The organism is Streptomyces sp. NPDC039736, assembly GCF_055596485.1.
In genome coordinates, this window is record NZ_JBVIUQ010000006.1 from 138169 (window position 1) to 161768 (window position 23600).

The 23600-nt window shown below is 70.6% G+C and carries 23 protein-coding genes and 1 pseudogene; 15 read left to right on the forward strand and 9 right to left on the reverse strand.

Annotated elements, in window-relative coordinates; translation table 11 throughout:
* Positions 1-15: 15 nt before the first annotated feature.
* Positions 16-1386: an FAD-binding oxidoreductase gene (locus ACZ56L_RS20050; protein WP_401756600.1), complete on the reverse strand. Its 1371-nt coding sequence runs from the start codon at positions 1384-1386 to the stop codon at positions 16-18.
* 185 nt (positions 1387-1571) lie between these two features.
* On the opposite strand from ACZ56L_RS20050, the gene ACZ56L_RS20055 reads away from it, so the two are divergent.
* The 4 genes and pseudogenes from ACZ56L_RS20055 to ACZ56L_RS20070 all read left to right on the forward strand — a co-directional run bounded on the left by ACZ56L_RS20055 (position 1572) and on the right by ACZ56L_RS20070 (position 4291).
* On the forward strand, positions 1572-2204 hold the full coding sequence (locus ACZ56L_RS20055) for a phosphatase PAP2 family protein (protein WP_468691771.1): 633 nt from the start codon (positions 1572-1574) through the stop codon (positions 2202-2204).
* Between the two features lie 19 nt (positions 2205-2223).
* Complete coding sequence (locus ACZ56L_RS20060; protein WP_471065710.1) at positions 2224-3177, forward strand: decaprenyl-phosphate phosphoribosyltransferase; 954 nt, start codon at positions 2224-2226, stop codon at positions 3175-3177.
* A gap of 32 nt (positions 3178-3209) precedes the next feature.
* A pseudogene (locus tag ACZ56L_RS20065) lies at positions 3210-3332 on the forward strand (GtrA family protein); the annotation flags it as partial.
* Positions 3333-3355: 23 nt separating this feature from the next.
* Positions 3356-4291 (forward strand): YihY/virulence factor BrkB family protein, encoded by a 936-nt coding sequence (locus tag ACZ56L_RS20070; RefSeq protein ID WP_345228818.1) that lies wholly within the window; start codon positions 3356-3358, stop codon positions 4289-4291.
* On the opposite strand, the gene ACZ56L_RS20075 is transcribed toward ACZ56L_RS20070, so the two are convergent.
* Entirely contained in the window at positions 4242-5471 is a 1230-nt protein-coding gene (locus tag ACZ56L_RS20075) for a D-alanyl-D-alanine carboxypeptidase family protein (protein WP_471065372.1), read from the reverse strand. The genes ACZ56L_RS20070 and ACZ56L_RS20075 overlap by 50 nt on opposite strands.
* Before the next feature lie 124 nt (positions 5472-5595).
* Here ACZ56L_RS20075 and ACZ56L_RS20080 point away from each other — a divergent pair, with 124 nt between their 5' ends.
* Positions 5596-5853, forward strand: a complete 258-nt coding sequence (locus ACZ56L_RS20080; RefSeq protein ID WP_345228815.1) for an SCO4848 family membrane protein — start codon at positions 5596-5598, stop codon at positions 5851-5853.
* Position 5854: 1 nt separating this feature from the next.
* Here the strand turns inward: ACZ56L_RS20080 and ACZ56L_RS20085 are convergent, their stop codons facing one another.
* Positions 5855-7450, reverse strand: coding sequence for a DUF2079 domain-containing protein (locus ACZ56L_RS20085; RefSeq protein ID WP_471065375.1), 1596 nt, complete (start codon positions 7448-7450; stop codon positions 5855-5857).
* Positions 7451-7579: 129 nt separating this feature from the next.
* Between ACZ56L_RS20085 and ACZ56L_RS20090 the strand changes: the two genes are divergently transcribed.
* Both ACZ56L_RS20090 and ACZ56L_RS20095 read left to right on the forward strand, forming a co-directional pair.
* Positions 7580-8851, forward strand: coding sequence for a metallophosphoesterase (locus ACZ56L_RS20090; protein ID WP_471065377.1), 1272 nt, complete (start codon positions 7580-7582; stop codon positions 8849-8851).
* Positions 8852-9080: 229 nt separating this feature from the next.
* The gene (locus ACZ56L_RS20095; RefSeq protein WP_345228812.1) at positions 9081-10637 is read left to right on the forward strand and encodes an ABC transporter substrate-binding protein; all 1557 of its coding nucleotides are present in this window, start codon (positions 9081-9083) and stop codon (positions 10635-10637) included.
* Positions 10638-10715: 78 nt separating this feature from the next.
* On the opposite strand, the gene ACZ56L_RS20100 is transcribed toward ACZ56L_RS20095, so the two are convergent.
* From ACZ56L_RS20100 to ACZ56L_RS20120, 5 genes are all read right to left on the reverse strand, one after another.
* A complete protein-coding gene (locus ACZ56L_RS20100; RefSeq protein ID WP_345228811.1) occupies positions 10716-11498 on the reverse strand; it encodes a succinate dehydrogenase iron-sulfur subunit in 783 nt (260 codons plus the stop codon).
* Complete coding sequence (sdhA, locus tag ACZ56L_RS20105; RefSeq protein ID WP_345228810.1) at positions 11498-13252, reverse strand: succinate dehydrogenase flavoprotein subunit; 1755 nt, start codon at positions 13250-13252, stop codon at positions 11498-11500. The genes ACZ56L_RS20100 and sdhA overlap by 1 nt, the downstream gene beginning before the upstream one ends.
* A 22-nt stretch (positions 13253-13274) precedes the next feature.
* A complete protein-coding gene (locus ACZ56L_RS20110) occupies positions 13275-13754 on the reverse strand; it encodes a succinate dehydrogenase hydrophobic membrane anchor subunit (RefSeq protein WP_345228809.1) in 480 nt (159 codons plus the stop codon).
* A gap of 8 nt (positions 13755-13762) precedes the next feature.
* A complete protein-coding gene (gene sdhC / locus ACZ56L_RS20115; protein WP_345228808.1) occupies positions 13763-14143 on the reverse strand; it encodes a succinate dehydrogenase, cytochrome b556 subunit in 381 nt (126 codons plus the stop codon).
* 148 nt (positions 14144-14291) lie between these two features.
* On the reverse strand, positions 14292-14858 hold the full coding sequence (locus ACZ56L_RS20120) for a 2-oxo-4-hydroxy-4-carboxy-5-ureidoimidazoline decarboxylase (protein WP_380837333.1): 567 nt from the start codon (positions 14856-14858) through the stop codon (positions 14292-14294).
* Between the two features lie 234 nt (positions 14859-15092).
* Here ACZ56L_RS20120 and ACZ56L_RS20125 point away from each other — a divergent pair, with 234 nt between their 5' ends.
* From ACZ56L_RS20125 to ACZ56L_RS20135, 3 genes are all read left to right on the forward strand, one after another.
* Positions 15093-16841: a beta-N-acetylhexosaminidase gene (locus tag ACZ56L_RS20125; protein ID WP_471065380.1), complete on the forward strand. Its 1749-nt coding sequence runs from the start codon at positions 15093-15095 to the stop codon at positions 16839-16841.
* A 266-nt stretch (positions 16842-17107) separates the two neighbouring features.
* Positions 17108-17620 (forward strand): hypothetical protein, encoded by a 513-nt coding sequence (locus tag ACZ56L_RS20130; RefSeq protein ID WP_345228805.1) that lies wholly within the window; start codon positions 17108-17110, stop codon positions 17618-17620.
* Positions 17621-17914: 294 nt separating this feature from the next.
* On the forward strand, positions 17915-18460 hold the full coding sequence (locus ACZ56L_RS20135) for a hypothetical protein (RefSeq protein WP_345228804.1): 546 nt from the start codon (positions 17915-17917) through the stop codon (positions 18458-18460).
* A 938-nt stretch (positions 18461-19398) separates the two neighbouring features.
* Here the strand turns inward: ACZ56L_RS20135 and ACZ56L_RS20140 are convergent.
* A complete protein-coding gene (locus ACZ56L_RS20140) occupies positions 19399-19731 on the reverse strand; it encodes a hypothetical protein (RefSeq protein ID WP_471065383.1) in 333 nt (110 codons plus the stop codon).
* Between the two features lie 27 nt (positions 19732-19758).
* On the opposite strand from ACZ56L_RS20140, the gene ACZ56L_RS20145 reads away from it, so the two are divergent.
* The 5 genes from ACZ56L_RS20145 to ACZ56L_RS20165 all read left to right on the forward strand — a co-directional run bounded on the left by ACZ56L_RS20145 (position 19759) and on the right by ACZ56L_RS20165 (position 23571).
* The gene (locus tag ACZ56L_RS20145; RefSeq protein ID WP_471065385.1) at positions 19759-20097 is read left to right on the forward strand and encodes a hypothetical protein; all 339 of its coding nucleotides are present in this window, start codon (positions 19759-19761) and stop codon (positions 20095-20097) included.
* A gap of 27 nt (positions 20098-20124) precedes the next feature.
* A complete protein-coding gene (locus tag ACZ56L_RS20150) occupies positions 20125-20757 on the forward strand; it encodes a DUF5819 family protein (protein WP_471065387.1) in 633 nt (210 codons plus the stop codon).
* Positions 20754-21755, forward strand: coding sequence for an HTTM domain-containing protein (locus ACZ56L_RS20155; protein ID WP_471065389.1), 1002 nt, complete (start codon positions 20754-20756; stop codon positions 21753-21755). Before ACZ56L_RS20150 ends, ACZ56L_RS20155 begins: the two co-directional genes overlap by 4 nt.
* A 114-nt stretch (positions 21756-21869) precedes the next feature.
* On the forward strand, positions 21870-22076 hold the full coding sequence (locus tag ACZ56L_RS20160) for a hypothetical protein (RefSeq protein WP_471065391.1): 207 nt from the start codon (positions 21870-21872) through the stop codon (positions 22074-22076).
* Positions 22077-22155: 79 nt separating this feature from the next.
* Positions 22156-23571: a phytoene desaturase family protein gene (locus ACZ56L_RS20165; protein WP_471065393.1), complete on the forward strand. Its 1416-nt coding sequence runs from the start codon at positions 22156-22158 to the stop codon at positions 23569-23571.
* Positions 23572-23600: the final 29 nt, after the last annotated feature.

Below are 23600 nucleotides of genomic sequence, written 5' to 3' on the forward strand. Positions count from 1 at the left end.
GGCTCCTGGAACGGGTCAGAGGGAGAGGCGGCGGGAGAGGTCCGAGGTGAAGACCCCGTGCGGGTCGAGTGCGGCGCGCAGGGCGCGGAAGCGGTCCAGCTCCGGGTACATCGCGGCGAGCGTCTCGGGGCGCACCCGGGAGTCCTTGGCGAGGTAGAGGCGGCCGCCGGCGGCGCAGACCTCCTCGTCCAGCCCGTCGAGGAAGGCGCCCAGCCGGGGCAGGTGCGCCGGGATGTCCAGGGCGAGCGTCCAGCCGGGCACCGGGAAGGACAGCCAGCCCGGGTCGCTGGCGCCGAAGCGCTTGAGCACGGCGAGGAAGGACGGGCAGCCGCGCCGGGAGATCCGGCCGACGATCCGGCGCAGGGCCTCCTCCTGCCCGTGCGGGACGACGAACTGGTACTGGACGAAGCCGCCGCGGCCGTAGATCCGGTTCCAGTGCGGGACGCCGTCCAGGGGGTGGAAGAAGGCCGGGATGCGCTGGAGCTCGCCGGTCCGGGAGCGGGGGGCCCGCCGGTACCAGAGCTCGTTGAAGAGGCCGACGGACTTCCTGCCCAGCAGCCCCTCGGGCACGAACGACGGCGCTCCCGGGAGCCGGCCGGGACGGAAGGCCAGCGGGTGGCGGCGGGCGCGCGGCGGCAGCTCGTCCAGCGGGGCGTGGTCGCCGCGGGTGAGGACGGAGCGGCCCATGGCCGCGCCGCGGGCCAGCAGGTCGATCCAGGCGACGGAGTACCGGTAGAGGTGGTCGGTCTCGGTGAGCCGGGTCATCAGGTCGTCGAGGTCGGCGGCGCGCTCGGTGTCCACCGACATCAACGAGGTCTCGACGGGCAGCAGTTGGATCTTCGCGGAGAGGATGACACCGGTCAGGCCCATGCCGCCGGCGGTCGCGTCGAAGAGGTCGGTGCCGGGGCGGACCTCGTGCACCTCGCCGTCCGCGAGCAGGAGGCGCAGCGAGCGCACGTGCCGGGAGAAGCCGCCGGAGACATGGTGGTTCTTGCCGTGGACGTCCGCGCCGATCGCCCCGCCGACGGTGACGTAACGGGTGCCCGGGCTCACCGGCACGAACCAGCCGAGCGGCAGCAGCACCTCCATCAGCCGGTGCAGGCTCACCCCGGCGTCGCACACCACGATCCCGGCGTCCGCGTCGACGCTGCGGATGCGGTTCAGGCCGGTCATGTCCAGGACCGAGCCGCCCGCGTTCTGCGCCGCGTCCCCGTACGCCCGGCCGAGGCCCCGGGCGATCGAGCCGCGTGCCCCGCAGCCCCGTACCGCCGCCGCGGCCTGCTCGTAGGTGCGCGGACGCACCACCAGGGCGGTCGTGGGGGCGGTGCGCCCCCAGCCGGTCACGGAGGCGAAGGAGTCGACGGAGAGCGTGGTGTGGTCAGCCATGGGCGTGACGTTATAGCCCCCTACGCGGGCACTGGCGGAGATATGCACCGTTTCGGCGGAATGGGTGGTTGACCGAGTGTCACCGCGGAATGCCGTGCATAGGGGTGTTTTCCCGACAAGAGTCTCCTCTGATGTGCGCCCCTCCGGGCCACGCGCACCGATGTCTGGGGATGACCATGCGAGAAGTGGAGCACCGTCTGCTGTCCGCGCTGCGCGACTGCGGTACGGACCCGCGCGTGGCCGCCGCCGCCCGCGCCCTGTCCCTCAGCGGCGAGCACGGCGCGCTGTGGCTGGCCGCCGGACTCCTCGGCGCGGGCCTGGACCGCGACCGGCGCGGCGCCTGGCTGCGCGGTACGGCACTGATCGGCGCCGCCCACCTGGCCAGCATGGGGGTCAAGCGCGCCGTGCGCCGCCCGCGCCCCGAACTCCCGGGACGCCGGCCCCTGGTGCGGACCCTGGGCCGGCACTCCTTCCCCAGCTCGCACGCCACCTCGGCGGCCGCCGCGGCCGTCGCCCTCGGCGCGCTCGGCCCGTTCGGCCGGCAGGTCGTCCCGCCGCTGGCCGCCGCGATGTGCGTCTCCCGCCTGGTCGTCGGCGTGCACTACCCCAGCGACGTCGCCGCGGGCGCGGCCCTCGGCGGCCTCACCGCCGGGCTCGGCGCGAGGTGGCTGACGGCCAGGGCGGCCGCCCGCGCCGCCGCGGACCCGCTGAAGGGGATCTCCCGTGCCGCGGGCCCGCCGAGGTGGACCGCACGCCCCGCCGCACGCCCCGCCGCACGCCCCACCGCGGGCCCGCTGCGGGAGGCCCTCCGTGGCTGACCGCACCGTCATCCCGCTCCTGGAGAAACAGCGGGGCCGCCGCGCCGCCCCCGCCCTCCCGCCGCAGCGCGGCGCCCGGCGCCCGCTCGCCCTCCCGCTGGGCCTGCTGCGCACCGCCCGCCCCCGGCAGTGGATCAAGAACGGCCTGGTGGTGGCCGCCCCGGCCGCCGCGGGAGAGCTGCTCTCCGCCCGCTCGGCGATCCAGCTCGGCATCGTCTTCGTCCTGTTCACCGCCGCCGCCTCCGCCGTCTACCTGATCAACGACGCCCTCGACGTCGAGGCCGACCGCGCCCACCCCGTCAAGTGCCGCCGTCCCGTCGCCGCCGGACAGGTCCCCGTCCCCCTCGCCCACGCCGTCGGCACGCTCCTGGCGGTCTCCGCGCCCACCGCCGCCGCCCTCCTCTGCAACCCGCCCACCGCCGCCCTGCTCACCGGCTACGTCGTGATGCAGATGGCGTACTGCCTGCGCCTCAAGCACGTCCTCGTGCTCGACCTGACCGTCGTCACCAGCGGCTTCCTGATGCGCGCCATGATCGGCGGCATCGCGCTCGGCATCCCGCTCTCCCGCTGGTTCCTCATCACCACCGGCTTCGGCGCGCTGTTCATGGTCGCCGCCAAGCGCTACTCCGAGGCCGTCCAGCTCGCCGACACCCCGCACAGGGGCAGCACCCGCGCCCTGATCGGCGAATACACCACCGGCTACCTGCGCTTCGTCTGGCAGCTCGCGGCCGGCGTCACCCTGCTCGGCTACTGCCTGTGGGCCATGGAACGCGGCGGCGCCGCCCACGGCGGCCTCCTCCCCTGGCGCGAACTGTCCATGATCGCCTACATCGCCGGCATCCTCCGGTACGCCGTCTTCGCCGACCGGGGCGCCGCCGGGGCCCCCGAGGACGTCGTCCTGCGCGACCGCGGCCTGCTCCTGACCGGCCTGGTCTGGACGGTGCTGTACGCGCTGGCGGTCGCCGAGCTGTGAGCCCGCGCCCGCCGGACCTCGCCGAGCTCGGCTCCTTCGCCGCCGTCGGCCTCACCTCCCCGCGCGCCGACACCGTCCCCGGTTCACTCGTCGGCATGGCGTTGGCGACCTGCCTGCGGTTTTGGGGTACCCGCACACTGGTTTTCCGTAACTGAGAGCAGGCGGGTACACAAAGATCATGGACTGGCTGAAGAACCTCCCGGTGATCGGGCCGTGGATCACGCGCCTGATGGGCACCCACGTCTGGCGCACGTACGAGACCCTGGACCGGGCGAAGTGGAGCAGGCTCGCCGCGGCGATCACCTTCATCAGCTTCCTCGCGCTGTTCCCGCTGATCACGGTCGGCGCCGCGATCAGCGCCGCGGTGCTCACCCCGGAACAGATCGCCCAGATCAAGAAGAGCATCGCCGAGCAGGTCCCCGGCATCTCCGACCAGCTCAACATCGACGCCCTGATCGACAACGCCGGAACCGTCGGCCTCGTCGCCGGTGCGCTGCTGCTCTTCACCGGCATCGGCTGGGTCGGCTCGATGCGCGAGTGCCTGCGCGTGGTGTGGGACCTGGAGGACGTCGACGAGGGCAACCCGGTCCTGCGCAAGGCCAAGGACGCCGTGGTCCTCGCGGGTCTCGGCCTCACCGGTCTCGGCTCGCTGGCCGCCTCCACCGTGGGCTCGTCCGCGGTCGGCTGGACGGCCCGCGCGGTCGGCATCCCGGAGGACGGCGCGGGCGGCGTCCTGCTGCGGATCGCCGCCCTGCTGGTCGCCGTCTGCGCGGACTTCCTGCTCCTGCTGTACGTCCTGACGCTGCTGCCCGGCGTGCAGCCGGAGCGCCGCCGGCTCGTCGTGGCGGCGCTCATCGGCGCGGTCGGCTTCGAACTCCTGAAGATGCTGCTGGGCGGCTACATGAGCGGCGTCGCCTCCAAGAGCATGTACGGCGCCTTCGGCGTCCCCGTCGCCCTGCTGCTGTGGATCAACTTCACGGCGAAGCTGATGCTGTGCTGCGCCGCCTGGACGGCGGCGCCGCACGCCGACGGCCCCGCCCGCAGCGGCGTCGAACCCGCCGGCGTCAGTCCTGGCGGCGACGGGCCAGCGCCGGCACCGGCCACTTCCGGTTGACCAGGAACACCGCGCCGGCGAGCACCATCAGCGCCGCGCCCGCCACCGCGAGCGCGATGCCGGCCCCGCTGGAGGTCTCCTCGGCGGCGGCCAGCCGGGTCGGCGGCTGCTTGGCCTTCGGCGCCGGGGGAGCGGCCTGCGCGCCGGTGTCCACGTTCTTCGGGGCGACCAGCTCGCCGACCGGCTTGACCTTCCCGGCCGCCTGGAAGCCCCAGTCGAGCAGCCTGGCCGTCTCCCGGTAGACCGCCTGGCTCTCGCCCGACTGCGGGTTCATCACGGTGACCAGCAGCACCCGCTCGCCGCGCTGGGCGACCCCGGTGAAGGTGGCGCCGGCGTGGGTGGTGTTGCCGTTCTTGACGCCCGCGATGCCGGGGTAGGGGGTGACCCCGCCCTGGCCGGTCATCAGCCGGTTGGTGGTCTCGATCCGGAACGAGCCGCGCCTGCCGTCCTCGCCCTGCTCACCGGGGAAGTCCGCCCGCACCGTCGCGGCGTACTCCCGGAAGTCCTTCTTCTGCATGCCGGACCGCGCGATCAGCGTGAGGTCGTACGCGCTGGAGACCTGGCGCGGCGCGTCGTATCCGTCCGGCGAGACGACGGTGGTGTCGACCGCCTGGAGGTCGCGGGCGTGCGCGTTCATGTCGTCGACGGTCTTGGCGACGCCGCCGTTCAGCGAGGACAGGACCCGGACGGCGTCGTTGCCGGACCGCAGGAACACGCCGAGCCACAGGTCGTGGACCTTGTACGTGTGGTTCTCCTTCACCCCGACCGCGCTGCCGCCCGCCCCCAGCCCCTCCAGGTCCGTCGGCTTCACCTGGTAGACCTGGTCCTTGGGCAGCCTGGGCAGCACCGTGTCCGCGAAGAGCATCTTCAGGGTGGACGCCGGGGCGAGCCGCCAGTGCGCGTTCTGCGCGGCGAGCACCTCGCCGGTCTGCGCGTCCGCGACGATCCACGACCGGGCGGACAGTCCCTGGGGCAGCACCGGCACCCCGGGGCCGAGGTTGACCTGGACGCCCGCTCTGCCCAGCCGCTCGCCGCCGACCGAGGACATCCGCGCCGGGGGCTTCGGCTTGTCGTCGGACTTCGGGTCCGGGGCGGCCTGGGCCGCGGGAGCGAGGAGCAGCGCGGGGGCCAGCAGGGCGGCGGAGACGACCGCGACAGCGGTCCTTTTCACGGCAGACACGGACGTGAACGTACCGTGCGCGCCTGTGGACACGGCCACCGTGCGCCGGACCCGCCGCAAGCTCCGCCGGGACAGCCCATCCCCCCTCACCTCGGCCGTCGCCGTGGACGGCGATACTGGACCCATGAAGCTCAACCGCACCCTCTCCTGGTTCCTGCTCGCCTTCGGGGTGTGGAGCTGGTTCATCTGGATCACTTTCGTCAAGAACCTCGTCGCGGACGGGAGCGGCCTCGCCTTCGACGACGCGGGTGACCCGACGGCGTACTTCTGGGTCCATCTGCTGCTCGCCGTGACGTCTTTCCTTCTGGGGACGGGCATCGGCGCGATCGGGTTCCGTTCGGTGCGCGCGCTGCGGCGGGAAAAGGCCACCGGCGCCCGGTGAGTCAGCCGAACACCCTGATGTCCGCCGTGTCGTGCCCCGGCAGGTCGCCGCGCCCCTGCTCGACGCTGCCCGGCACGACGACGCCGGGGGAGGCGCGACGCAGCAGGACGACGCCCCGGGACTCGTACGCGACGGTGTAACCGGACGCGCGGAGCAGCCGCAGCCGGTCCTTCTGGGCCTGTGCGTCGGGGAACGGGAACGCCTTTCTCGTGGTGTCCAGGAGGACCCATTCCGCGTTTCTCGGCAGGAGGTCGAGAATCATCACGCGGGTACGCCGGGTCAGGCGCGGGGCGAGATTGTTGTCGGCCTCGACGGTCACTCCGTCGGGAATTCTCCCCACGGCGGTCAGCGCCGCCTCCTGATGGGCGTCACGCTGCCAGTGACTGGGCAGCACGATGTGCCAGGAACCCGATATCAGGACACCGAAGAGGGTGATTCCGGCGGCGAGACCGGCGGCCCATTTCGCCGCCGCTGCGGCCCTTTCCCTCTCCCACCCGCGGGCTATTCTCCCCGTCGTCTCGATCGACGCGGCGACCAGGATCGGCCAGACGAAAGCGCCGTAGTGGTGCAGGGCCTGCCAGTGGTTCCCGTTGTCCGAGAAGACGCGCTCGGCGAGCAGCGGCAGGGCGCACAGGGTAAGCGCGGACCGCAGCGGCAGGAAGAGCAGCGAGCCGAACGTCCACAGCAGGAGCAGGGCCTTCGCCGACGGGGTGAGCGCCGCCCGCAGGGTGTCCAGCGGGTGCAGGACGACATGGACGAGCGCCTCGCTCGCGCTCGCCCCCAGCTCGCTGTACTGCCAGTAGAACCGGGCGTCCCCGCCCATCGCCGGGATGACGACCACGATCGCCGCCAGCGACGCCAGCGGCCCGAGCACCAGCAGGGCCCCGCCGGCCCGCGCCCCCGCCCGGTCCCCGGCGCGGTGCGCCCGCAGCGCGAGCACCGCGCCGAAGATCCCGACGGACAGCCCGAGGTCCTCCTTGGTCAGGCACAGCAGCAGGGCCGCCGCCGTCGCCCGCCCGTACGCCCGCGCCCGCGCCCGCTCGAAGAGCAGCAGGAACAGCGGTACGGCAAAGGCGACTTCGTGGAAACCGGCGCGGCTCGCGTAGAAGAGCGCGGCCCCGCACCCGTACACCAGACAGAATCCCAGCACGAGCCAGGAGAGCGCACGCGGACCGACCGCCTTCCCGCATTCCCGGCGCACCAGCCGGGCCACGACCGGAACTCCCGCGCCGAAGAGCAGGGACTGCACGAGAAGCAGCACCCGGGGATCGTCCCAGAGCCAGTAGAACGGGGCCGCGAGCGCGAGGACCGGCGAGAAATGATCCCCCAGCAGGGAGAATTCCGGCGGAAATCCGTGATGCACGCTCTTTATCAGCGACCGGGGCAGCTCGAAACGCGCGTAGGCCCTTATCGCCTGGTCGAACAACCCCAGGTCGAACCCCCCGAGTTGGAGCTGGCGGAACCGCTGGAGCCCGATCAGCAGGCATACGGCGACACAGCCGACGGCGACAGCCGCGACGCGTATTCGCTCCCGCTGCCGTCCGGCGGCCACCGCCTCGCTGGCGCGCACAGGGGGGCGGAGTGTGAACGTGGTCAAGGTTCGCGGACTCCTGCGTAGGGGACTCGGCGGGGCTTGCGTCCCGGGCCGGGTGTCGTCGCCCGGCCGGTCCCATGATCGTGCTCACGGGTATTTTGAGGGTTCGTCCGGCAGAATCCGGCACACCTGGTGAGGGTCGTCGTGGTCGTTGTGTTCGTCCTGTGCCTGTTTCTGCTGCTGGGGGCGGTGCACTGGTACGTCTGGAAACGCGTGGTCCGCGACACGGCGCCGCCGGGCGCGCGGGGCCGGCGGGTCCGGCGCGCCGGTGCGGCGGCGCTCACCGTGCTGCCCCTCCTCTCGGTCTCCGCGTTCGTCTCCGGCCGCGCCGGGTTCCCCTTCCGGCTCCAGCAGGTCCTGGCCTGGCCGGGCTACCTGTGGCTGGCGGTCCTGCTCTATCTGACCCTGGCGCTGCTGGCCGCCGAGCTCCTGCGCCCGCTCCTGCTCCGCCGCCGGGCCCGCGAGCCGCACGGCGCCGCCGCGACGGCCCCCCGGGCCCAAGAGCCGCACGCCGCCGCTCCGGTTCACCGGGAGGAGGCCGCGTCCGGGGCCGCACCGCCCCGCCCGGAGGCCGGTGCGCCCGGGCGGCGGCTCGTCGTCTCCCGGGCGCTCGCCGGCACCGCATCGGCGGCCGCCCTGGGCACCGTCGCGTACGGCACCCGGTCCGTGCTGAAGGGCCCCCGCACCACCCACGTCACCGTCCCCCTCCGCCGGCTTCCCCGCGCCGCCCACGGCTTCCGGATCGCCGTCGTCAGCGACATCCACCTCGGGCCCGTCCTCGGCCGCGCCCACACCCAGCGCGTCGTCGACGCCGTCAACGCGACCCAGCCCGACCTGATCGCCGTCGTCGGCGACCTGGTCGACGGCACCGTCGAGGACCTCAGGGACGCCGCCGAACCCCTGCGCCGACTCCGGGCCAGGCACGGCCAGTTCTTCGTCACCGGCAACCACGAGTACTACGCGGGCGCCGCCCCCTGGCTGGCCCGCCTCCGCGAACTCGGCCTGCACCCGCTGGAGAACGACCGCGTCGAGATCGCCGGCTTCGACCTCGCCGGGGTCAACGACGTGGGCGGCGAAGCCTTCGGCCAGGGGCCGGACTTCGCCAGGGCGCTCGGCGACCGCGACCGCTCCCGCGCCTCGGTCCTCCTGGCCCACCAGCCCGTCCAGATCCACGAGGCCGTGCGCCACGGGGTCGGCCTCCAGCTCTCCGGGCACACCCACGGCGGCCAGCTCTGGCCCGGCAACCTCGTCGCCGCCCTCGCCAACCCCACCGTCGCGGGCCTGGAGCGGTACGGCGACACCCAGCTCTACGTCACCCGGGGCGCGGGCGCCTGGGGCCCGCCGGTCCGGGTCGGCGCCCGCTCCGACATCACCGTCGTCCGGCTGGCCTCCCACGAGGCCTGAACGGACACCCGCCGACCCGCCGTTCCGCCGACCCGCCGACCCGCCGACCTGCCCGTCCGACTGTCCCATCACGACGAGTTGTCCTGCATCTGTGACCACTTGCGAAAGATTCGCCCCTTCCGTCGCTCTAATTCGTGTGATTAGGTGAATGAATCGTGGGGTAGGGCGTGTTGGTTTTCCGTCTGCCCCTGGGTGGGGGTAGTGCAAGGAGAGCAAGACAATGCGGTTGATGGGTTCCGTGCGCCTGCGGGTCGGGGCGACGGTCGTGGTCGTGGCAGCCGCAGCGGTGGGGGGGTGGATGCTCCTCCCCTCGGACGGCGACCAGGGCCCCGCGATCCGGATCGGCACGACGGACGCCTCGTCGTCACTGGACCCGGCCTACGCGTACGACGCCGGTTCCTGGGCCCTGTACAGCAACGTCTTCCAGTCGCTGCTCACCCTCAAGACCGGTTCGGTGACGCCGACCCCGGACGCGGCCAAGAGCTGCGGATTCGTCGGGGCGAAGCTCACCACGTACGCCTGCGAGCTGCGCACCGACCTCACCTTCGCCAACGGCAAGCCGCTCACTCCGGCGGACGTGAAGTTCAGCTTCGACCGCATCCTGCGCAACGGCATGGACGTCGGCCCGCGCTCGCTGCTGTCCTCGCTGAAGTCGGTGACCGTCGAGGGGCAGAAGATCACGTTCAACCTGCTGTCCGGCGACTCCACCTTCCCGTTCAAGGTCGCCTCCGGCGCCGGGTCCATCGTGGACAGCACCAAGTACCCGGCCGACAAGGAGCGCAAGGGCGGCGCCGTCGACGGCTCGGGACCGTACGCGATGGCGGAGTACAAGAACGGCGAGATCGCGCGGCTGCGTCCCAACACGGCCTACAAGGGGTCGGTGGCCAAGACCGGCCGCCCCATCGACGTGCACTACTACGACGCGTCCACGGACCTCCAGGCCGCCTGGGAGGCCAAGGAGATCGACCTCACCTATCGCCAGCTCCCCCCGGAGATGCTCGCCAAGCTCAAGCCCGGCGAGGCCAACGTGCGCATCAGCGAGGTCGACGCCACCGAGACCCGCAACATGGTCTTCAACGTGCGCGAGAAGTCGAAGTTCCACGACGTGAACGTGCGCCGGGCCGTCGCCCTCCTCATCGACCGGCCGAAGCTGGCGCAGGACGTCTTCCACAACACGGTCGAGCCGCTGTACGACGCCATCCCCAAGGGCATCGTCGGCCACAGCACCCCCTTCTTCGACGTCACCTCCCGGCCCAACGCGAAGCGGGCGAAGGCGGCGCTGGAGGAGGCCGGCCTGACGGCCCCGGTCTCCTTCACCCTCGGCTACTTCGCCAGCGATTCGTCCCGGGCCGAGGCCCAGGAGCTGAAGAAGCAGTTGGAGGCGGGCGGCCTCTTCTCGGTCAAGCTGGTCGAGAAGGCCGAGTGGGAGGCGTTCCAGAAGGACTACAAGGGCGCCAGGTTCGACGCGTACAACGTCGGCTGGGTCGCCGACTTCCCCGACCCGGACAACTACAGCCAGCCCCTCGTCGGCAAGAACAACTCCAACGCGAGCGCCTACGAGAACCCGGAGATCGAGAAGCTGATCACCCGGACCCAGGCCGTGTCCGACCGCGGGTCCACCGTCGACGACTTCAAGAGGATGCACAAGATCGTCGCCAAGGACGTCCCGCTGGTCCCGCTGTGGCAGACCAAGGACTACATCCTCAGCAACGGCAAGGTGGGCGGCGCGGAGTACCTCTCCGACGGCACGGGCGTCTGGCGTCTGTGGGAGCTCAGCCGGCTGTGACGGCCGCGGAAGCACGAGAAGGGCCCCGGCCCCCGGTGATCACCGGGGGCCGGGGCCCTTCTCGTGTCCGACCGGGGATCAGTAGCGACGCGTGATCAGCGCACGCTTCACTTCCTGGATCGCCTTGGTGACCTCGATGCCGCGCGGGCACGCGTCGGTGCAGTTGAACGTGGTGCGGCAGCGCCACACGCCGTCCTTGTCGTTGAGGATCTCGAGCCGCTGCTCGCCGCCCTCGTCACGGCTGTCGAAGATGAAGCGGTGCGCGTTGACGATCGCCGCCGGGCCGAAGTACTGGCCGTCGTTCCAGAACACCGGGCACGAGGACGTGCACGCGGCGCACAGGATGCACTTGGTGGTGTCGTCGAAGCGCTCGCGGTCCTCGGGGGACTGCAGACGCTCACGGGTCGGCTCGTTGCCCTTGGTGATCAGGAAGGGCATCACGTCGCGGTAGGCCTGGAAGAACGGGTCCATGTCCACGACCAGGTCCTTGAGGACCGTCAGGCCCTTGATGGCCTCGACCGTGATCGGCTTGTGCGGGTTGATGTCCTTGATCAGCGTCTTGCAGGCGAGCCTGTTCTTGCCGTTGATCCGCATGGCGTCCGAACCGCAGATGCCGTGCGCGCAGGAGCGGCGGAACGTCAGCGTGCCGTCCTGGTCCCACTTGATCTTGTGGAGGGCGTCGAGGACACGCTCCTTCGGGTCCATCTCGACCTCGAAGTCCTGCCACTCGGCGTCCTCGGACACCTCGGGGTTGAAGCGGCGGATCCGGAAGGTGACCTTGATGTACGGAGAGTCGGCGAAGCCGGGCTCGGGCGCGCCCTTGCCGTCCTTCTCCACCTTGTCCATCGTCGGGGTAGCCATCAGTACTTACGCTCCATCGGCTGGTAGCGGGTCTGGACGACCGGCTTGTAGTCGAGCCGGATCGACTCGGTGCCGTCGGCCGCGACCTCGCGGTACGCCATGGTGTGGCGCATGAAGTTGACGTCGTCGCGGGTGGGGAAGTCCTCGCGGTAGTGACCGCCGCGGGACTCCTTGCGCGCCAGCGCCGAGACCGCCATGACCTCGGCCAGGTCGAGCAGGTTGCCCAGCTCGACGGCCTCCAGGAGGTCGGTGTTGAAACGCTTGCCCTTGTCCTGGACGGACACGTTCAGGTAGCGCTCGCGCAGCTCGGCGATCTTCTCGACGGCCGTCTTGATCGTCTGCTCGGTGCGGAAGACCATGACGTTGGCGTCCATCGTCTCCTGCAGCTCCAGGCGGAGCGCGGCCACGCGCTCGGTGCCGGTGGAGTTGCGCAGCCGCTCGATCTGGTCGACGACGAGCTGGGCCGGGTTCTCCGGCAGCTCGACGAAGTCGTTCCCGTGGCTGTACTCGGCGGCGGCGATGCCGGCCCGCTTGCCGAAGACGTTGATGTCCAGCAGCGAGTTGGTGCCCAGGCGGTTCGCACCGTGCACCGAGACGCAGGCGACCTCGCCGGCGGCGTACAGGCCCGGGACGACGGTGGTGTTGTCCGCCAGGACCTCGCCCTCGACGTTGGTCGGGATGCCGCCCATGGCGTAGTGCGCGGTCGGCTGGATCGGGATCGGGTCCGTGTACGGCTCGATGCCCAGGTACGTGCGCGCGAACTCGGTGATGTCCGGCAGCTTGGCGTCGAGCTGCTCCGGCGGGAGGTGCGTGAGGTCGAGGTAGACGTGGTCGCCCTCGGGACCGCAGCCGCGGCCCTCACGGATCTCCGTGTAGATGGAGCGGGACACGACGTCACGGGACGCGAGGTCCTTCATGACCGGCGCGTACTTCTCCATGAAGCGCTCGCCGTCCTTGTTGCGGAGGATGCCGCCCTCACCGCGGGCGCCCTCCGTCAGCAGGATGCCCATGCGCCAGATGCCCGTCGGGTGGAACTGGAAGAACTCCATGTCCTCCAGCGGCAGCCCGCGGCGGTAGCACGCGGCCTGGCCGTCACCGGTCAGGGTGTGCGCGTTGGAGGTCACCTTGAAGAACTTGCCGGTGCCGCCCGAGGCGTAGATGACCGCCTTGGACTGGAAGACGTGGATCTCACCGGTGGCCAGCTCGTACGCGACGACGCCCGCGGACTTCTTGACGCCGTCCTCCTCCACGATGAGCTGATCGAGGACGTAGAACTCGTTGAAGAACTCCACACCCTCCTTGATGCAGTTCTGGTAGAGGGTCTGGAGGATCATGTGGCCGGTGCGGTCGCCCGAGTAGCAGGACCGGCGGACGGGGGCCTCGCCGTGGTTGCGGGAGTGACCGCCGAACCGGCGCTGGTCGATCTGGCCGCTGGGCGTACGGCCGAACGGCAGGCCCATCTTCTCCAGGTCGAGGACCGCGTCGATGGCCTCCTTCGCCAGGATCTCGGCGGCGTCCTGGTCGACCAGGTAGTCGCCGCCCTTGATCGTGTCGAAGGTGTGCCACTCCCAGTTGTCCTCCTCCACGTTCGCCAGCGCGGCGGCCATGCCGCCCTGCGCGGCGCCCGTGTGGGAACGCGTCGGGTAGAGCTTCGTCAGGACGGCGGTGCGGCTGCGCTTGGTCGACTCGATGGCCGCGCGCATGCCCGCGCCACCGGCGCCGACGATGACGGTGTCGTACTTGTGAATCTTCATCTTGGTTGCCTCAGCCCCGGGCCTAGCGGATGTTCGGGTCGAAGGTGAAGATCACCAGCGTGCCCAGAAGGACGGTGAACACCGTGGCGGTGTACAGCAGGTTCTTCAGCCAGAAGCGCGTGTTCGGCTTCTCCGCGTAGTCGTTGATGACGGTACGCAGGCCGTTGGCCCCGTGCAGCATGGCCAGCCACAGCATGATCAGGTCCCAGGCCTGCCAGAACGGCGAGGCCCAGCGGCCGGCCACGAAGGCGAAGCCGATCTTCGAGACACCGCCGTCCAGCACGAGCTGGATGAGGAGGTGGCCGAGGACGAGGACGACGAGCACGATGCCGGACAGGCGCATGAACAGCCAGCCGTACAGCTCGAAGTTGGTGCGCGTGGTGCGCGGGGTCTTCGAGGTGCGCTTACGCGGGGGCTCGATGACGGGCGCCGGGTTGTCGGCGTCGTAGAGCGTGACGCCCTCGACGGGGCCGACGCCTGCGGAAGAGGTCTCAGCGGACATGTTTTGACTCAGCTCCCGAAGACTTCGCGTACGGCGTGACCGAGCACGGGGTACAGGGCGCCGACCATCAGCACGATCCAGACGCCCATGACGGTCCAGAGCATCTGCTTCTGGTAGCGGGGGCCCTTGGACCAGAAGTCCACGGCGATGACCCGAAGGCCGTTCAGCGCGTGGAACAGGATGGCGGCGACAAGGCCGTACTCGAGGCAGGCCACGAGCGGGGTCTTGTAGGTGGCCACGACGTCGTCGTACGCCTCGGGAGAGACGCGGACGAGAGCGGTGTCGAGGACGTGTACGAACAGGAAGAAGAAGATGAGGACGCCGGTGACTCGATGAGCCACCCAGGACCACATGCCTTCCCGGCCGCGATACAGCGTTCCAGCCGGCACGGAAATACCCTCCGGGAGCGGGGATTGGGGTCGGCCGGCTTGGTTTGTCGGTCAGACCCGGCCGGGTACGGTCCACCGGCCCCGGTCATCGTAGCGACGAGTTGTCGGTTCCCTCGCGCGGGGGCCTCCGGTGTGATCAAACAGGCAGTCAAACGGCCACGGACGGGCTATCGGGGCCCTCCGTCGCCCCGCCCTGGTCGAAATGCACCTCATGTACGGTTCGGGCGAGCCGCCCGCGGGCCAGCCGCCGGAGCTCGTCGGCGGCCACGGCCCGCTCCTCGTCCGGCTCGTTGCCCAGCCGGAAGCGGATTCCGGCGAGCACCTGGTCGAGCTGCTCGCCCGGCGCGACACCGTCCAGGCAGATCACGAAGGCGTGCCCGAAGCGGCTCTCGTACGCGGCGTGCGCGGCCCGCAGCGCGGTGTGCGCGGCGGGCGGCGTGTCGGCGGCCGGGCGGGGCGGGGTCTCGCAGGCCAGGGCGTCGGCGATCTCCGCGGAGGAGAGGTCGTACGAGGCCTCGTCGGCGGCGGCGAGGAGCGCGTCCAGATCGGGGTAGGGGCGGTGTGCGGCGAGCCGCCCGGCCCACCGGCGGCTGCGGCAGCAGGTGAGCAGCGCGGCCTCGGCGGTGCGCGCGGGGGCCGCGTTGAACCGCTCCAGGGGGGTCGGGTGTGCCGGGCCGCCACGGCCGCTCGTTGTAAGGAAGACGGAGGGGTACAGCGTGACTCCTTGGGCGGGCGGCGGCCGACGGCCGCCGGCCGGATCGGTCCGGATCGGATCCTGTGGCGGGAGCGGTCAACGCTAGCCACGGCAGGAGAGAAGTGTCCGACGAATGCACGAATTTCATCCGAACGAGAGGGTTTATGTGCGTGCGATAGACGGTTCAGGCCCCGGAAGCTCGTACTTTCGGGTGGGTTCGGTGCGGTTTGTGACACGAGCGAAAGTTGGGCACGGATGAACGATTCCCGAGAGCCACTGGACGCGGGAGCTCCGGACGCGCACGGGGGGCGTACAGGCGCGCACCGCACTCCGGCCCACCGCGCCGCGCGCCGGACACCGCGCGGCGCCCTGGTGGCCGGGGCGGCCCTGGTGATCGCCGGGGCGACGACCGTCACGGTGGCCGCCTGGCCGCAGTCCCCGGAGCCCGCGGGACCCCCCGCGACCGCGTCCGGCCCGGCCGCCCCCGCCTCGCCGGGCCCGCCGGACGTTCCCGGCTCCGTGGGCGACGACGCGAAGCCGCCCGCCCCGGCGGCCTCCCGGGCCCGTCCGGTGACCGGGCCGCCTCGCACCATCCCCTTCGTCCGGGACGTGCGGGCCGCCGAGGGCCCCGGCTGGCGGCCCACCGCCACCACCAGGGTGGTCGTGGCGGCGGGCAGCGAGAGGGCCCTGGCCGACGAGGGCAGGCTGCTCGCCGACGAGCTCGGGAAGCCGTACGCGCAGGGCGTCGCCGCCCGGCCCGGCGACGTGGAGCTGGCCATGCCCGCCGCGGGACCGCCCGGGGCCCCGGAGTCGTACCGCGTCACCGTCTCCGGCGGAAAGGTCCGCATCACCGGCGGCGACGAGGCGGGCGTCTTCTACGGCACCCGCACGCTCAAGCAGGCCGTGCGCTCCGGCGGCGGGCTCGCGGAGGGCGTGCTGAGGGACGCCCCGGCCAAGCCCAAGCGCGGGTTCGCCCTCGACACGGCCCGCAAGCACTTCGACGCCGCCTGGATCGAGGACCGCATCCGCGAGATGGGCGACCTGAAGCTGAACGAGTTCGGCCTGCACTTCTCCGACGACCAGGGCTTCCGCATCGAGTCCGCCACGCACCCCGAGATCGTCTCCGAGGACCGCCTGACCAAGGCCGAGATCCGCCGCATCGTCGCGCTCGCCGCCTCCCGGCACATCCGCGTCGTCCCCGAGATCGACTCGCCGGGCCACCTGGGCGCGGTCATCGCCGCGCACCCCGGCCTCCAGCTGCGCAGCGTCTCCGGGAAGCCCTCGCGGGGCGCGGTGGACATCGCGAACCCCGAGGCCGCGAAGATCGTCGACGAGCTGCTGGCCGAGTACGCGGACCTCTTCCCCGGGTCGTACTGGCACCTGGGCGGCGACGAGTACCGGGCGCTCACGGTCTCCGACCCGGAGGCGACGTACCCGCAGCTCACCCGCGCGGCGCGGGCCAAGCACGGCCCCCGGGCCCGGGTCCAGGACCTGGCCACGAGCTGGCTGAACGACCGGGCGGCGACGGTCCGGCGCAAGGGCAAGTCGCAGCTCCGGGCGTGGAACGACGGCTACTTCGCGGGCGGGACCGTCGACGCCCCGAAGTCCCGCGAGGTCGCGTACTGGACGGGCAAGGAGCTCGGCGCGCGCGAGCCGCTGGAGTACCTGCGCGAGGGCCGCACGGTCCTGAACGTCAACGACGAGTACCTCTACTACGTGCTCGGCGAGCCCAACACCTTCAGCTACCCGACCGGCCGCCGCATCTACGACGAGTGGACCCCGCGCGTCCTGCGCCACTCCGACGCCGTCCCGGCGCGCTACGACGCGCAGATCACCGGCGGGCAGCTCGCGGTGTGGTGCGACTACCACAACGCGCAGACGCAGGCCCAGGTCGCCAGGGGCGTGCGGCTGCCGCTGCGGGCGGTCGCCCAGAAACTCTGGGACCCCCGGAAACCGGCCCTGGACTGGACGGGCTTCAAGGAGCTGGCCGCGAAGGTGAGGTGAGGACCCCTCAAATCCGCCCGCTCTGCCCGGCTATGCCCCACTTGGCCCACCAGTCGACCGCACGCCGACCAGCAGAACCGGAAGCACAATTCCGGTCGGATCCTCGATGTGATTCCGGCCGCAGTCGCGCTCGGATGGCCAGGACCCCCCGTCATGTGGGCACAATGTGCCAGGACTGTGGTGGATACGTGCGCAACTGGCTGTTCCGGCGAAGTCCGGGTGAGGCTTGAGCCTCTTGAGGTCAACGCGTGGGGGGAGTGGGAAACATGGGTTTCTGGGGTTACTTCGTCGTAGGGAAGAACGCCGGGCCGCTCTCGGAACTGGATGCATTGGCCGAGGTCAGACAGGATCTGGCGCTCTACGATGAGCGCGCGGGCGGCTGGCAGGTCTGGGAGCGCCCGAGCGAGCCCGAGGTGGGCGACATGGGGGCGCTGGCGCGCGGGGTGTGCCGGGACACCGGGGCGCCAGCGCTGTTCGCGTTCGTGATGGGCAGCGACTGCGTGGTCATCGAGGCCGCGTCGCCCGAGGGCGGTTCGTGGTTCGCGTGCCTGGGCCGGCAGGCGATGGCCGAGTACCTGAAGGCGGACGGGCTGCTCCTGGAGGACCTGTTCCTGTCGGCGGAGGACGCCGCCGAGAAGGCCGTGGCCTGGGCCGCGGAAGCGGGCAGGACCGTCGAGCTGGAGCCGTTGACCACGGTGCTGAAGGCGGAGGCGGACCCGCTGGCCGAGGAACTGTTCGGGTACTTCCTGGACGTCCTGGGGCTCGAGCGCCGGCAGTGACGTTCCGCCACGGGTGAGCGCCCCGCTCCGCGGTGACGTTTCCTCAACGCCCGCCCCCGTCGCCGTCGCCGCCGCCGCGCGGCGACGGGGGCGGGCGGCGACGGAAGCGGGCCCGGCTGCGGAGAAGATCCCTCCCCGCCTGGAAAATCCCGGCGTGACGCCTTTCGTCCCTCTCGCGCAGTCGCAAGCGGAGGGCCCGTGTCGAGCGGGCCGGACCGCCGTCGTACCGTGACGCCCAGCCGTCCCGCGCAGGGCCGGCGGGGACGAAAGCCCGTACGGGGCCGAGGAGGACGCATGAGCCTGCCGACGGTCGAGCTGACCGACCGGATCGCCCGTGCCGACGAGCGCGCACTCGCCGTCAGCGCGCTCGCCTGCCTGGACCGCTGTCTGCCCCTGCTGGAGTACGTCGACGGGGTGACCGTCGACGCGGACGCCGCCCTGCGCCCGCTCTGGGAGGCCGCCGAGGGCGGCGAGGAGTGGCTCAGCCGACTGCGCCCGGCCGCGGCCCTGGTCGTACGGGCCGTGGCGCACGAGACGTCCCGGCCGGTGTCGGTGCTGCGCCGCGCCGCGTCCGTACCGCGCGTGTACGCGGCGGACGAGCTGCGCGTCTGGGCCGGCGAGTGCTCGGCGGCGGCCCTCGCCGTGCACCGCTACCTGGACGGCGACCGGGACGGCGGCCCGCTGGCCACGGGCGAACTGCGCCGCCAGGAACGCCTGCTGGACCTGCTCGCCGGAAACGGCGACGGCCTGCGGGCCGCCTTCGTGCAGTCGACGGAGGGGAAGCGGGTGCTGCGCGCGGCGGCCCGCAGGTCGGCGGCCAGGCGGGCGCGGCGGGTCTGAGCTTCGGGTGGCTGCCGCTGGTCATGCGCCGGTCACGTGACCGTCCGACCGGCCCTGAGCCGGGATGCGGCGTGGCGGCCGAGACGCACATGAAGGCGATGCTGGGCGTCAGGTTCCTGGCAGGCGGGCACAGCACCGGCCAGGTGCACGGTGGACGCAGTGGGGGCCTTCTTCCTCTCCGCACGTGCCGACCGCGTCCCCTGCGACAAAAATTCCAGAGAGGGCGGAGCGCCACACCCAGGCCCTCCTCCGCCTTGCCGGCCCCGGGCCGACGTCCTCTTCGCGGCGCTCCGCGACGGCACCTTCGCAAGCCCCAACCCGCCAAGCCGGGCTGGATCGCCGAGAGCCCACCGTGCTCCAGCCCAGAGCCGCTCGAACCCCTCCGCGGTGATCTCGACCGCCCGCGGCTGGTCCTGCCAGCCGTCCAGAGGGCCTTCGGCGAGAACGCCGTACTGCCGTTCACGGCGGAACATCGCCTCACAGCGGGACACCGCCGAGGGTTCGGCATGATCATGCAAGCGAGGAACCTCTGCCGAGGAGGCCGCCGTCACCGGACGCGAGTCCTGCCCCCGGACCTCAACCTGCCGCACTGCCCGGCCTCCGTCGTCGGCCTCGGCGTACAGCCACAAACCTTCGCCCTGCTCCGCCCGTTCAAGCACCGTGCCCTGCACGGGGAATGAAACCCCGTGCTCCACGATGTTTTCGCTCCGTCGGTCCGCAGCCCTATCTGCATGCGCCGGCGAGGCGCCTCGGGTTCTGGTCAAGAGCCCTTTCCGCTGACTACGCCGACGGTGACCACGGTTTCACGCTTCCACGTCGAACCGAGCCAGGATGCGCCATCGAGGATGCCGATCTCCCTCGTCCGGTCAGACCGTCCTTGGCTTCGTCCCATCCGCTGCCGCGCGGCGTGGAAGGAATCAGTGGCACAGGTGCGGCAATCACTGGACGAACTCGAAGTGATCTCCGGCACACTCGTCCCCGATGTAGGGCAGCTCAACATTTGAGTGGGAACCAATTGTGAACAGCTCGGGAGCACGTCGAGAAAGGCGCATTTCGCCCGCCTTGGCGTGTCGCCGGTTCCGGCAGGTTCGCCTCGTCTTTCTGTGCTGAATAAACCTTGCGCTGGAACCCCTGGTTCCATTTTCCTTCCGGAAGCTGCAACGGATGGCCAGCTCGGGATTTCCGTTGACCGGCACATCGGCCGTGAGGTTGATTGCTTCCTGTTCGAGCCGCACGATCCGCCGCGTTGTACACGGTGGGTTGCGCAGCATGAGGCATCATTTCGTAAAGGAATTTTCGTGAACTTCAAGAAGATTGGCACGGCCGCCGGTGTGGCCACTGCCGGAATCGCTCTGTTCGTGGCCACCCAGGGCACCGCGCAGGCTGTTCCCGCTCAGGCAGTCGCCCCGATCTCGGCCGCTCAGCCGGAGAAGGCGCAGCCGATGTTCATCGCCGGCGCGGCGAAGGCCGTCGGCAAGGCTGCCACCAAGGCTGCCAACAAGGCCACCGCCGTCGGCAAGGGCATGGCCGTCGTCGCGAAGAGCAACGCCGACCAGATGCTGTCGAACGGTGCGATCTTCGGGTACACCACGAACGTGGACGCGGCGGCTGACGCCGACACCGTCTTCGACCGGTAAAACAGCGGACGCACCAGCGTGACTGATATGTATCGCAACACCAGGAGGGTGGCGCTCGCTGTCGGCGGCGCCCTCCTGGGCGTCCAGATGGCCCTGGCTGCCTTTTCGCAGGCCCCACTCAACCCGCTGAAGCTGGAACACGGGCAGGCGGTAAACGATTACCTGGATCCCTATTTCGCTCAGAACTGGATGCTGTTCGCCCCTAACCCGGTAGCGGACAACCGAGGAATACTGGGGCGCGCCGTCTGTTCGGACGGCAAGAAGTCCGACTATTTCGATGTCACGGCGCGTGGAATCGAGAAGGCTCAGGCCTCGCGCTTCTTCCCTTCGCGCGAGACACGCATTATTTCCAACGGGCTGCAGAACGTCACACATCAAGAAGAATTCCTCAACAGGCTGCGGAAGAAGCAGACCAACGACAAGAAGCCCGCCCTTCCTGAGCTTCCGTACGAGAAGGCGACCGAGGAACAGGCCGTCAAGAGCTTGACGCGTTACGCCTTTGATCAAATGCCGACGGCGTGCCCGGGCGGTGCGGAGAAGGTCCAGATACGGATGTACGTGGAGGAGCTCCCTCCTTGGTCCAAGCGGCATGACCAGAGTGCCGAGAGCAAGGTTCTGGTGAAGGACTTCAAGTGGATCGACGTCAAGGACCTGCGATGAAACGACCCGGACAGCTTCTGGATTCCTGGTCTCTCCAAGCGAAGGCCGTGACCGGGGTTTCGGGGACGCGTGCCCTTCTCGGATTCGTCGGTCTCATGTACTACGTGGGCCAGTACGTCGAACGCAACTATCTCTTCGGCCCGGAGGGAAGCCTCCCGCACGCCGATTTCCTGGAGCAGGTTTCCGGATTCAGTCTTTACGCGCTGTCAGGGTCGGACGGCTGGTTCCAGTTCCTGTTCCACTTGGGAGCGGCAGCGGCTCTCGCCGTCACCCTGGGGATCGGCGGGCGGGCGGGCCTGGCTCTGCACTGGGTGCTGCTGTGGTCTCTCTACCAGCGGCAGCCCGCGCTCCTCGACGGCGGCGACAACCTCGCTTACATCGTCATCCCCTTCCTGCTGTTGACGCGCTGTTACGAGCGTTTCGCGCTTTCGACCGGTACGTGGGCACGGCTGCGGGAACGCCTGCCCGCCTGGCGGGAAGCGATCACTACTCCGCTGCACAATCTCGGGGTCCTCGCGGTCGCGGTGCAGATCTGCATGGTCTACGTGGTCTCCGGCCTGTTCAAGGTCATGGGAGACCAGTGGCAGGACGGGACCGCGCTGTTCTACATCATGCGCGTCGATGAATTCGAACTTCCCGGCTGGTCGAACCTGGTGTACGAGAACGACTTGCTGGTCGCTCTCGGTACCTACGGCACCATTGCTTTCCTGGTGTACTTCCCCCTCGGTGTGATCGCACCTGCCCTGAGGCCCTGGGCGGCCACGGCGTCCATCGGTTTCCACCTGTCAATCGCCTTGTTCATGGGCCTGACCGGATTCGCGCTGACCATGGTCGCGTGCGACCTCGTCTTCCTGTCGGGGGCGCTGGACCGTGCGGTTCTCTGGTCGAGTGCGTGCCGTGAGCGGCTGCGGAGGCGCATCCAGCAGCGTGCGGAGCCCCTGGCGGCTGCCGTGGCCGCCGAGGATGGCCGAAAAACCCGGAAGCACGAGCTGGTGTGAGGCATGTTGCAGATGAGCCGTGGCCATCGGTGCCGCTTCGGCGGACACGGGTGGGGCGATTGCGATCGGAAGTCGTCCGGCCTTGTGGGCCGTCTTTCATGAGGAATGGGGAGTATGAGATTTGTCTGGGCCGGATGGCTCACACAGCACTTCGGCGAGTTCGGCTACAGCAACGGCTTCCTGCGCGGTGCGATCGGGACGCTGGCCGTCCTGCTCACCGCGACGCTGCTCGGGTATCTCCTGCGTCGTCGGCGCCCCGTCGCGCTGACGGTCGCCGGGGTGGTGGCAGTTGGGGGCATCGGCTGGCTCATGACCCACTGAAGGCTGCGGGACGGCCAGGGGCGGACTTCGTCGTCTGTCGCCTGGCCTTTCAGCTCCGAACGGGACGGAAGAGGGCAAAATGACGGACGCCGTCGTGGTGGGATCAGGCCCTAACGGTCTTGCGGCAGCCATCACCTTGGGCCGTGCTGGATTCGCGGTCGACGTGTTCGAAGCTCACGAGACCATCGGTGGGGGCCTGCGCAGCGAGGCGCTCTTTGACTCCGACGTCCTGCACGACATCTGCGCAGCGGTACACCCGATGGTGCCGGCGTCCCCCTTCATGCGGTCGCTGCCCTGGCAGTCGCACGGCGTCGTGATGACCCACTCTCCGGCCGCATACGCCCACGCGTTTCCTGACAGGCCGGCTGCCCTGGCTTGGCGCGACCTGGATGCCACGTGCCGCGAGCTGGGGCGTGACGGGCACCGGTGGCGACGCTTGATGCTGCCGGTGATGGAGAGATCGGCCGACGTCGTGCGCCTGATGCTGTCCGACATGCGCACCGTGCCGCCGTGGCGGGCACTCTCCGTGCTCGCGCCCCGATTGCCGGAATACGCACTCCGCCTGGGCGGTGGCATGCGCACTCCCGAGGCCAAGGCGCTGCTGACCGGTGTCGCGGCCCACGGAGTGGGGCGTCTGCCGTCCCCGACGACTTCTGCTGTTGCCTTGCTCCTGGGGCATCTGGCCCACACGACGGGCTGGCCGGTGCCGCAGGGGGGATCGGGGACCCTCGCAACCGCCATGGCTGCGGAAGTCAAACGTCTGGGCGGCCGGATACACACCGGCGTCCGCATCAACTCCCTGGACGAGTTGCCCGCCACCCGGAAAGTCACGATGTTGGACGTCTCGCCACGCGAGTTGGCCCGCATCGCCCGCCTCCCGCGCAACTATCTGCGGGGTTTGAACCGGTACCGATACGGTCCCGGAGCGGCAAAGGCCGACTTCCTCATCGAAGGGGGCATCCCCTGGAAGGACGGCAGGCTGGCGCAGGCGGCCACTGTCCATCTGGGCGGCAGTGCACAGGACATCGCCCGGGCGGAGAACAGGGTCGCGCGGGGCCTGCCGGCTGCTCAGCCGTACGTCATCGTGGTCGACCCCGGAGCTGCCGACCCGTCCCGGATCGTCAACGGCAGACGTCCGGTGTGGGCCTACGCCCATGTGCCGCACGGCGACCCCCGGGACCCTCTTCCGCTGGTGCGCGCGGCGATCGAGGCGAACGCGCCCGGGTTCACCGACACGGTGGTCGCCGGCCGGGGCGTCTCCGCTGTTGAGCTCGGGCGGTACAACCCGAACTACGTGGGGGGTGACATCGGCTGCGGCGCGATGAGCCTGCGGCAGACCTTCGCCCGGCCGATGGTCCGGTGGTCCCCTTACCGGACCCCGCTGAAGGGCACCTGGCTGTGCTCATCGGCGACTCCGCCGGGACCTTCGGTCCACGGCATGTGCGGACATCACGCAGCGGTGGCCGCACTGAGGGATCAACCGCACGTCGTGTAGGACCGGCGGGGCGAGCGCCCGACGTCGCG

What these genes read in the sequence shown, in the direction of transcription:
- ACZ56L_RS20095 (WP_345228812.1), top strand. Translation starts at nt 9,081, where the DNA reads ATGGGTTCCGTGCGCCTGCGGGTCGGGGCGACGGTCGTGGTCGTGGCA.
- ACZ56L_RS20165 (WP_471065393.1), top strand. Translation starts at nt 22,156, where the DNA reads ATGACGGACGCCGTCGTGGTGGGATCAGGCCCTAACGGTCTTGCGGCA.
- ACZ56L_RS20135 (WP_345228804.1), top strand. Translation starts at nt 17,915, where the DNA reads ATGAGCCTGCCGACGGTCGAGCTGACCGACCGGATCGCCCGTGCCGAC.
- sdhA (WP_345228810.1), bottom strand. Translation starts at nt 13,252, where the DNA reads ATGAAGATTCACAAGTACGACACCGTCATCGTCGGCGCCGGTGGCGCG.
- ACZ56L_RS20110 (WP_345228809.1), bottom strand. Translation starts at nt 13,754, where the DNA reads ATGTCCGCTGAGACCTCTTCCGCAGGCGTCGGCCCCGTCGAGGGCGTC.
- ACZ56L_RS20150 (WP_471065387.1), top strand. Translation starts at nt 20,125, where the DNA reads ATGTATCGCAACACCAGGAGGGTGGCGCTCGCTGTCGGCGGCGCCCTC.
- ACZ56L_RS20100 (WP_345228811.1), bottom strand. Translation starts at nt 11,498, where the DNA reads ATGGCTACCCCGACGATGGACAAGGTGGAGAAGGACGGCAAGGGCGCG.
- ACZ56L_RS20140 (WP_471065383.1), bottom strand. Translation starts at nt 19,731, where the DNA reads ATGCTGCGCAACCCACCGTGTACAACGCGGCGGATCGTGCGGCTCGAA.
- ACZ56L_RS20130 (WP_345228805.1), top strand. Translation starts at nt 17,108, where the DNA reads ATGGGTTTCTGGGGTTACTTCGTCGTAGGGAAGAACGCCGGGCCGCTC.
- ACZ56L_RS20160 (WP_471065391.1), top strand. Translation starts at nt 21,870, where the DNA reads ATGAGATTTGTCTGGGCCGGATGGCTCACACAGCACTTCGGCGAGTTC.
- ACZ56L_RS20125 (WP_471065380.1), top strand. Translation starts at nt 15,093, where the DNA reads ATGAACGATTCCCGAGAGCCACTGGACGCGGGAGCTCCGGACGCGCAC.
- ACZ56L_RS20155 (WP_471065389.1), top strand. Translation starts at nt 20,754, where the DNA reads ATGAAACGACCCGGACAGCTTCTGGATTCCTGGTCTCTCCAAGCGAAG.
- ACZ56L_RS20080 (WP_345228815.1), top strand. Translation starts at nt 5,596, where the DNA reads ATGAAGCTCAACCGCACCCTCTCCTGGTTCCTGCTCGCCTTCGGGGTG.
- ACZ56L_RS20070 (WP_345228818.1), top strand. Translation starts at nt 3,356, where the DNA reads ATGGACTGGCTGAAGAACCTCCCGGTGATCGGGCCGTGGATCACGCGC.
- ACZ56L_RS20050 (WP_401756600.1), bottom strand. Translation starts at nt 1,386, where the DNA reads ATGGCTGACCACACCACGCTCTCCGTCGACTCCTTCGCCTCCGTGACC.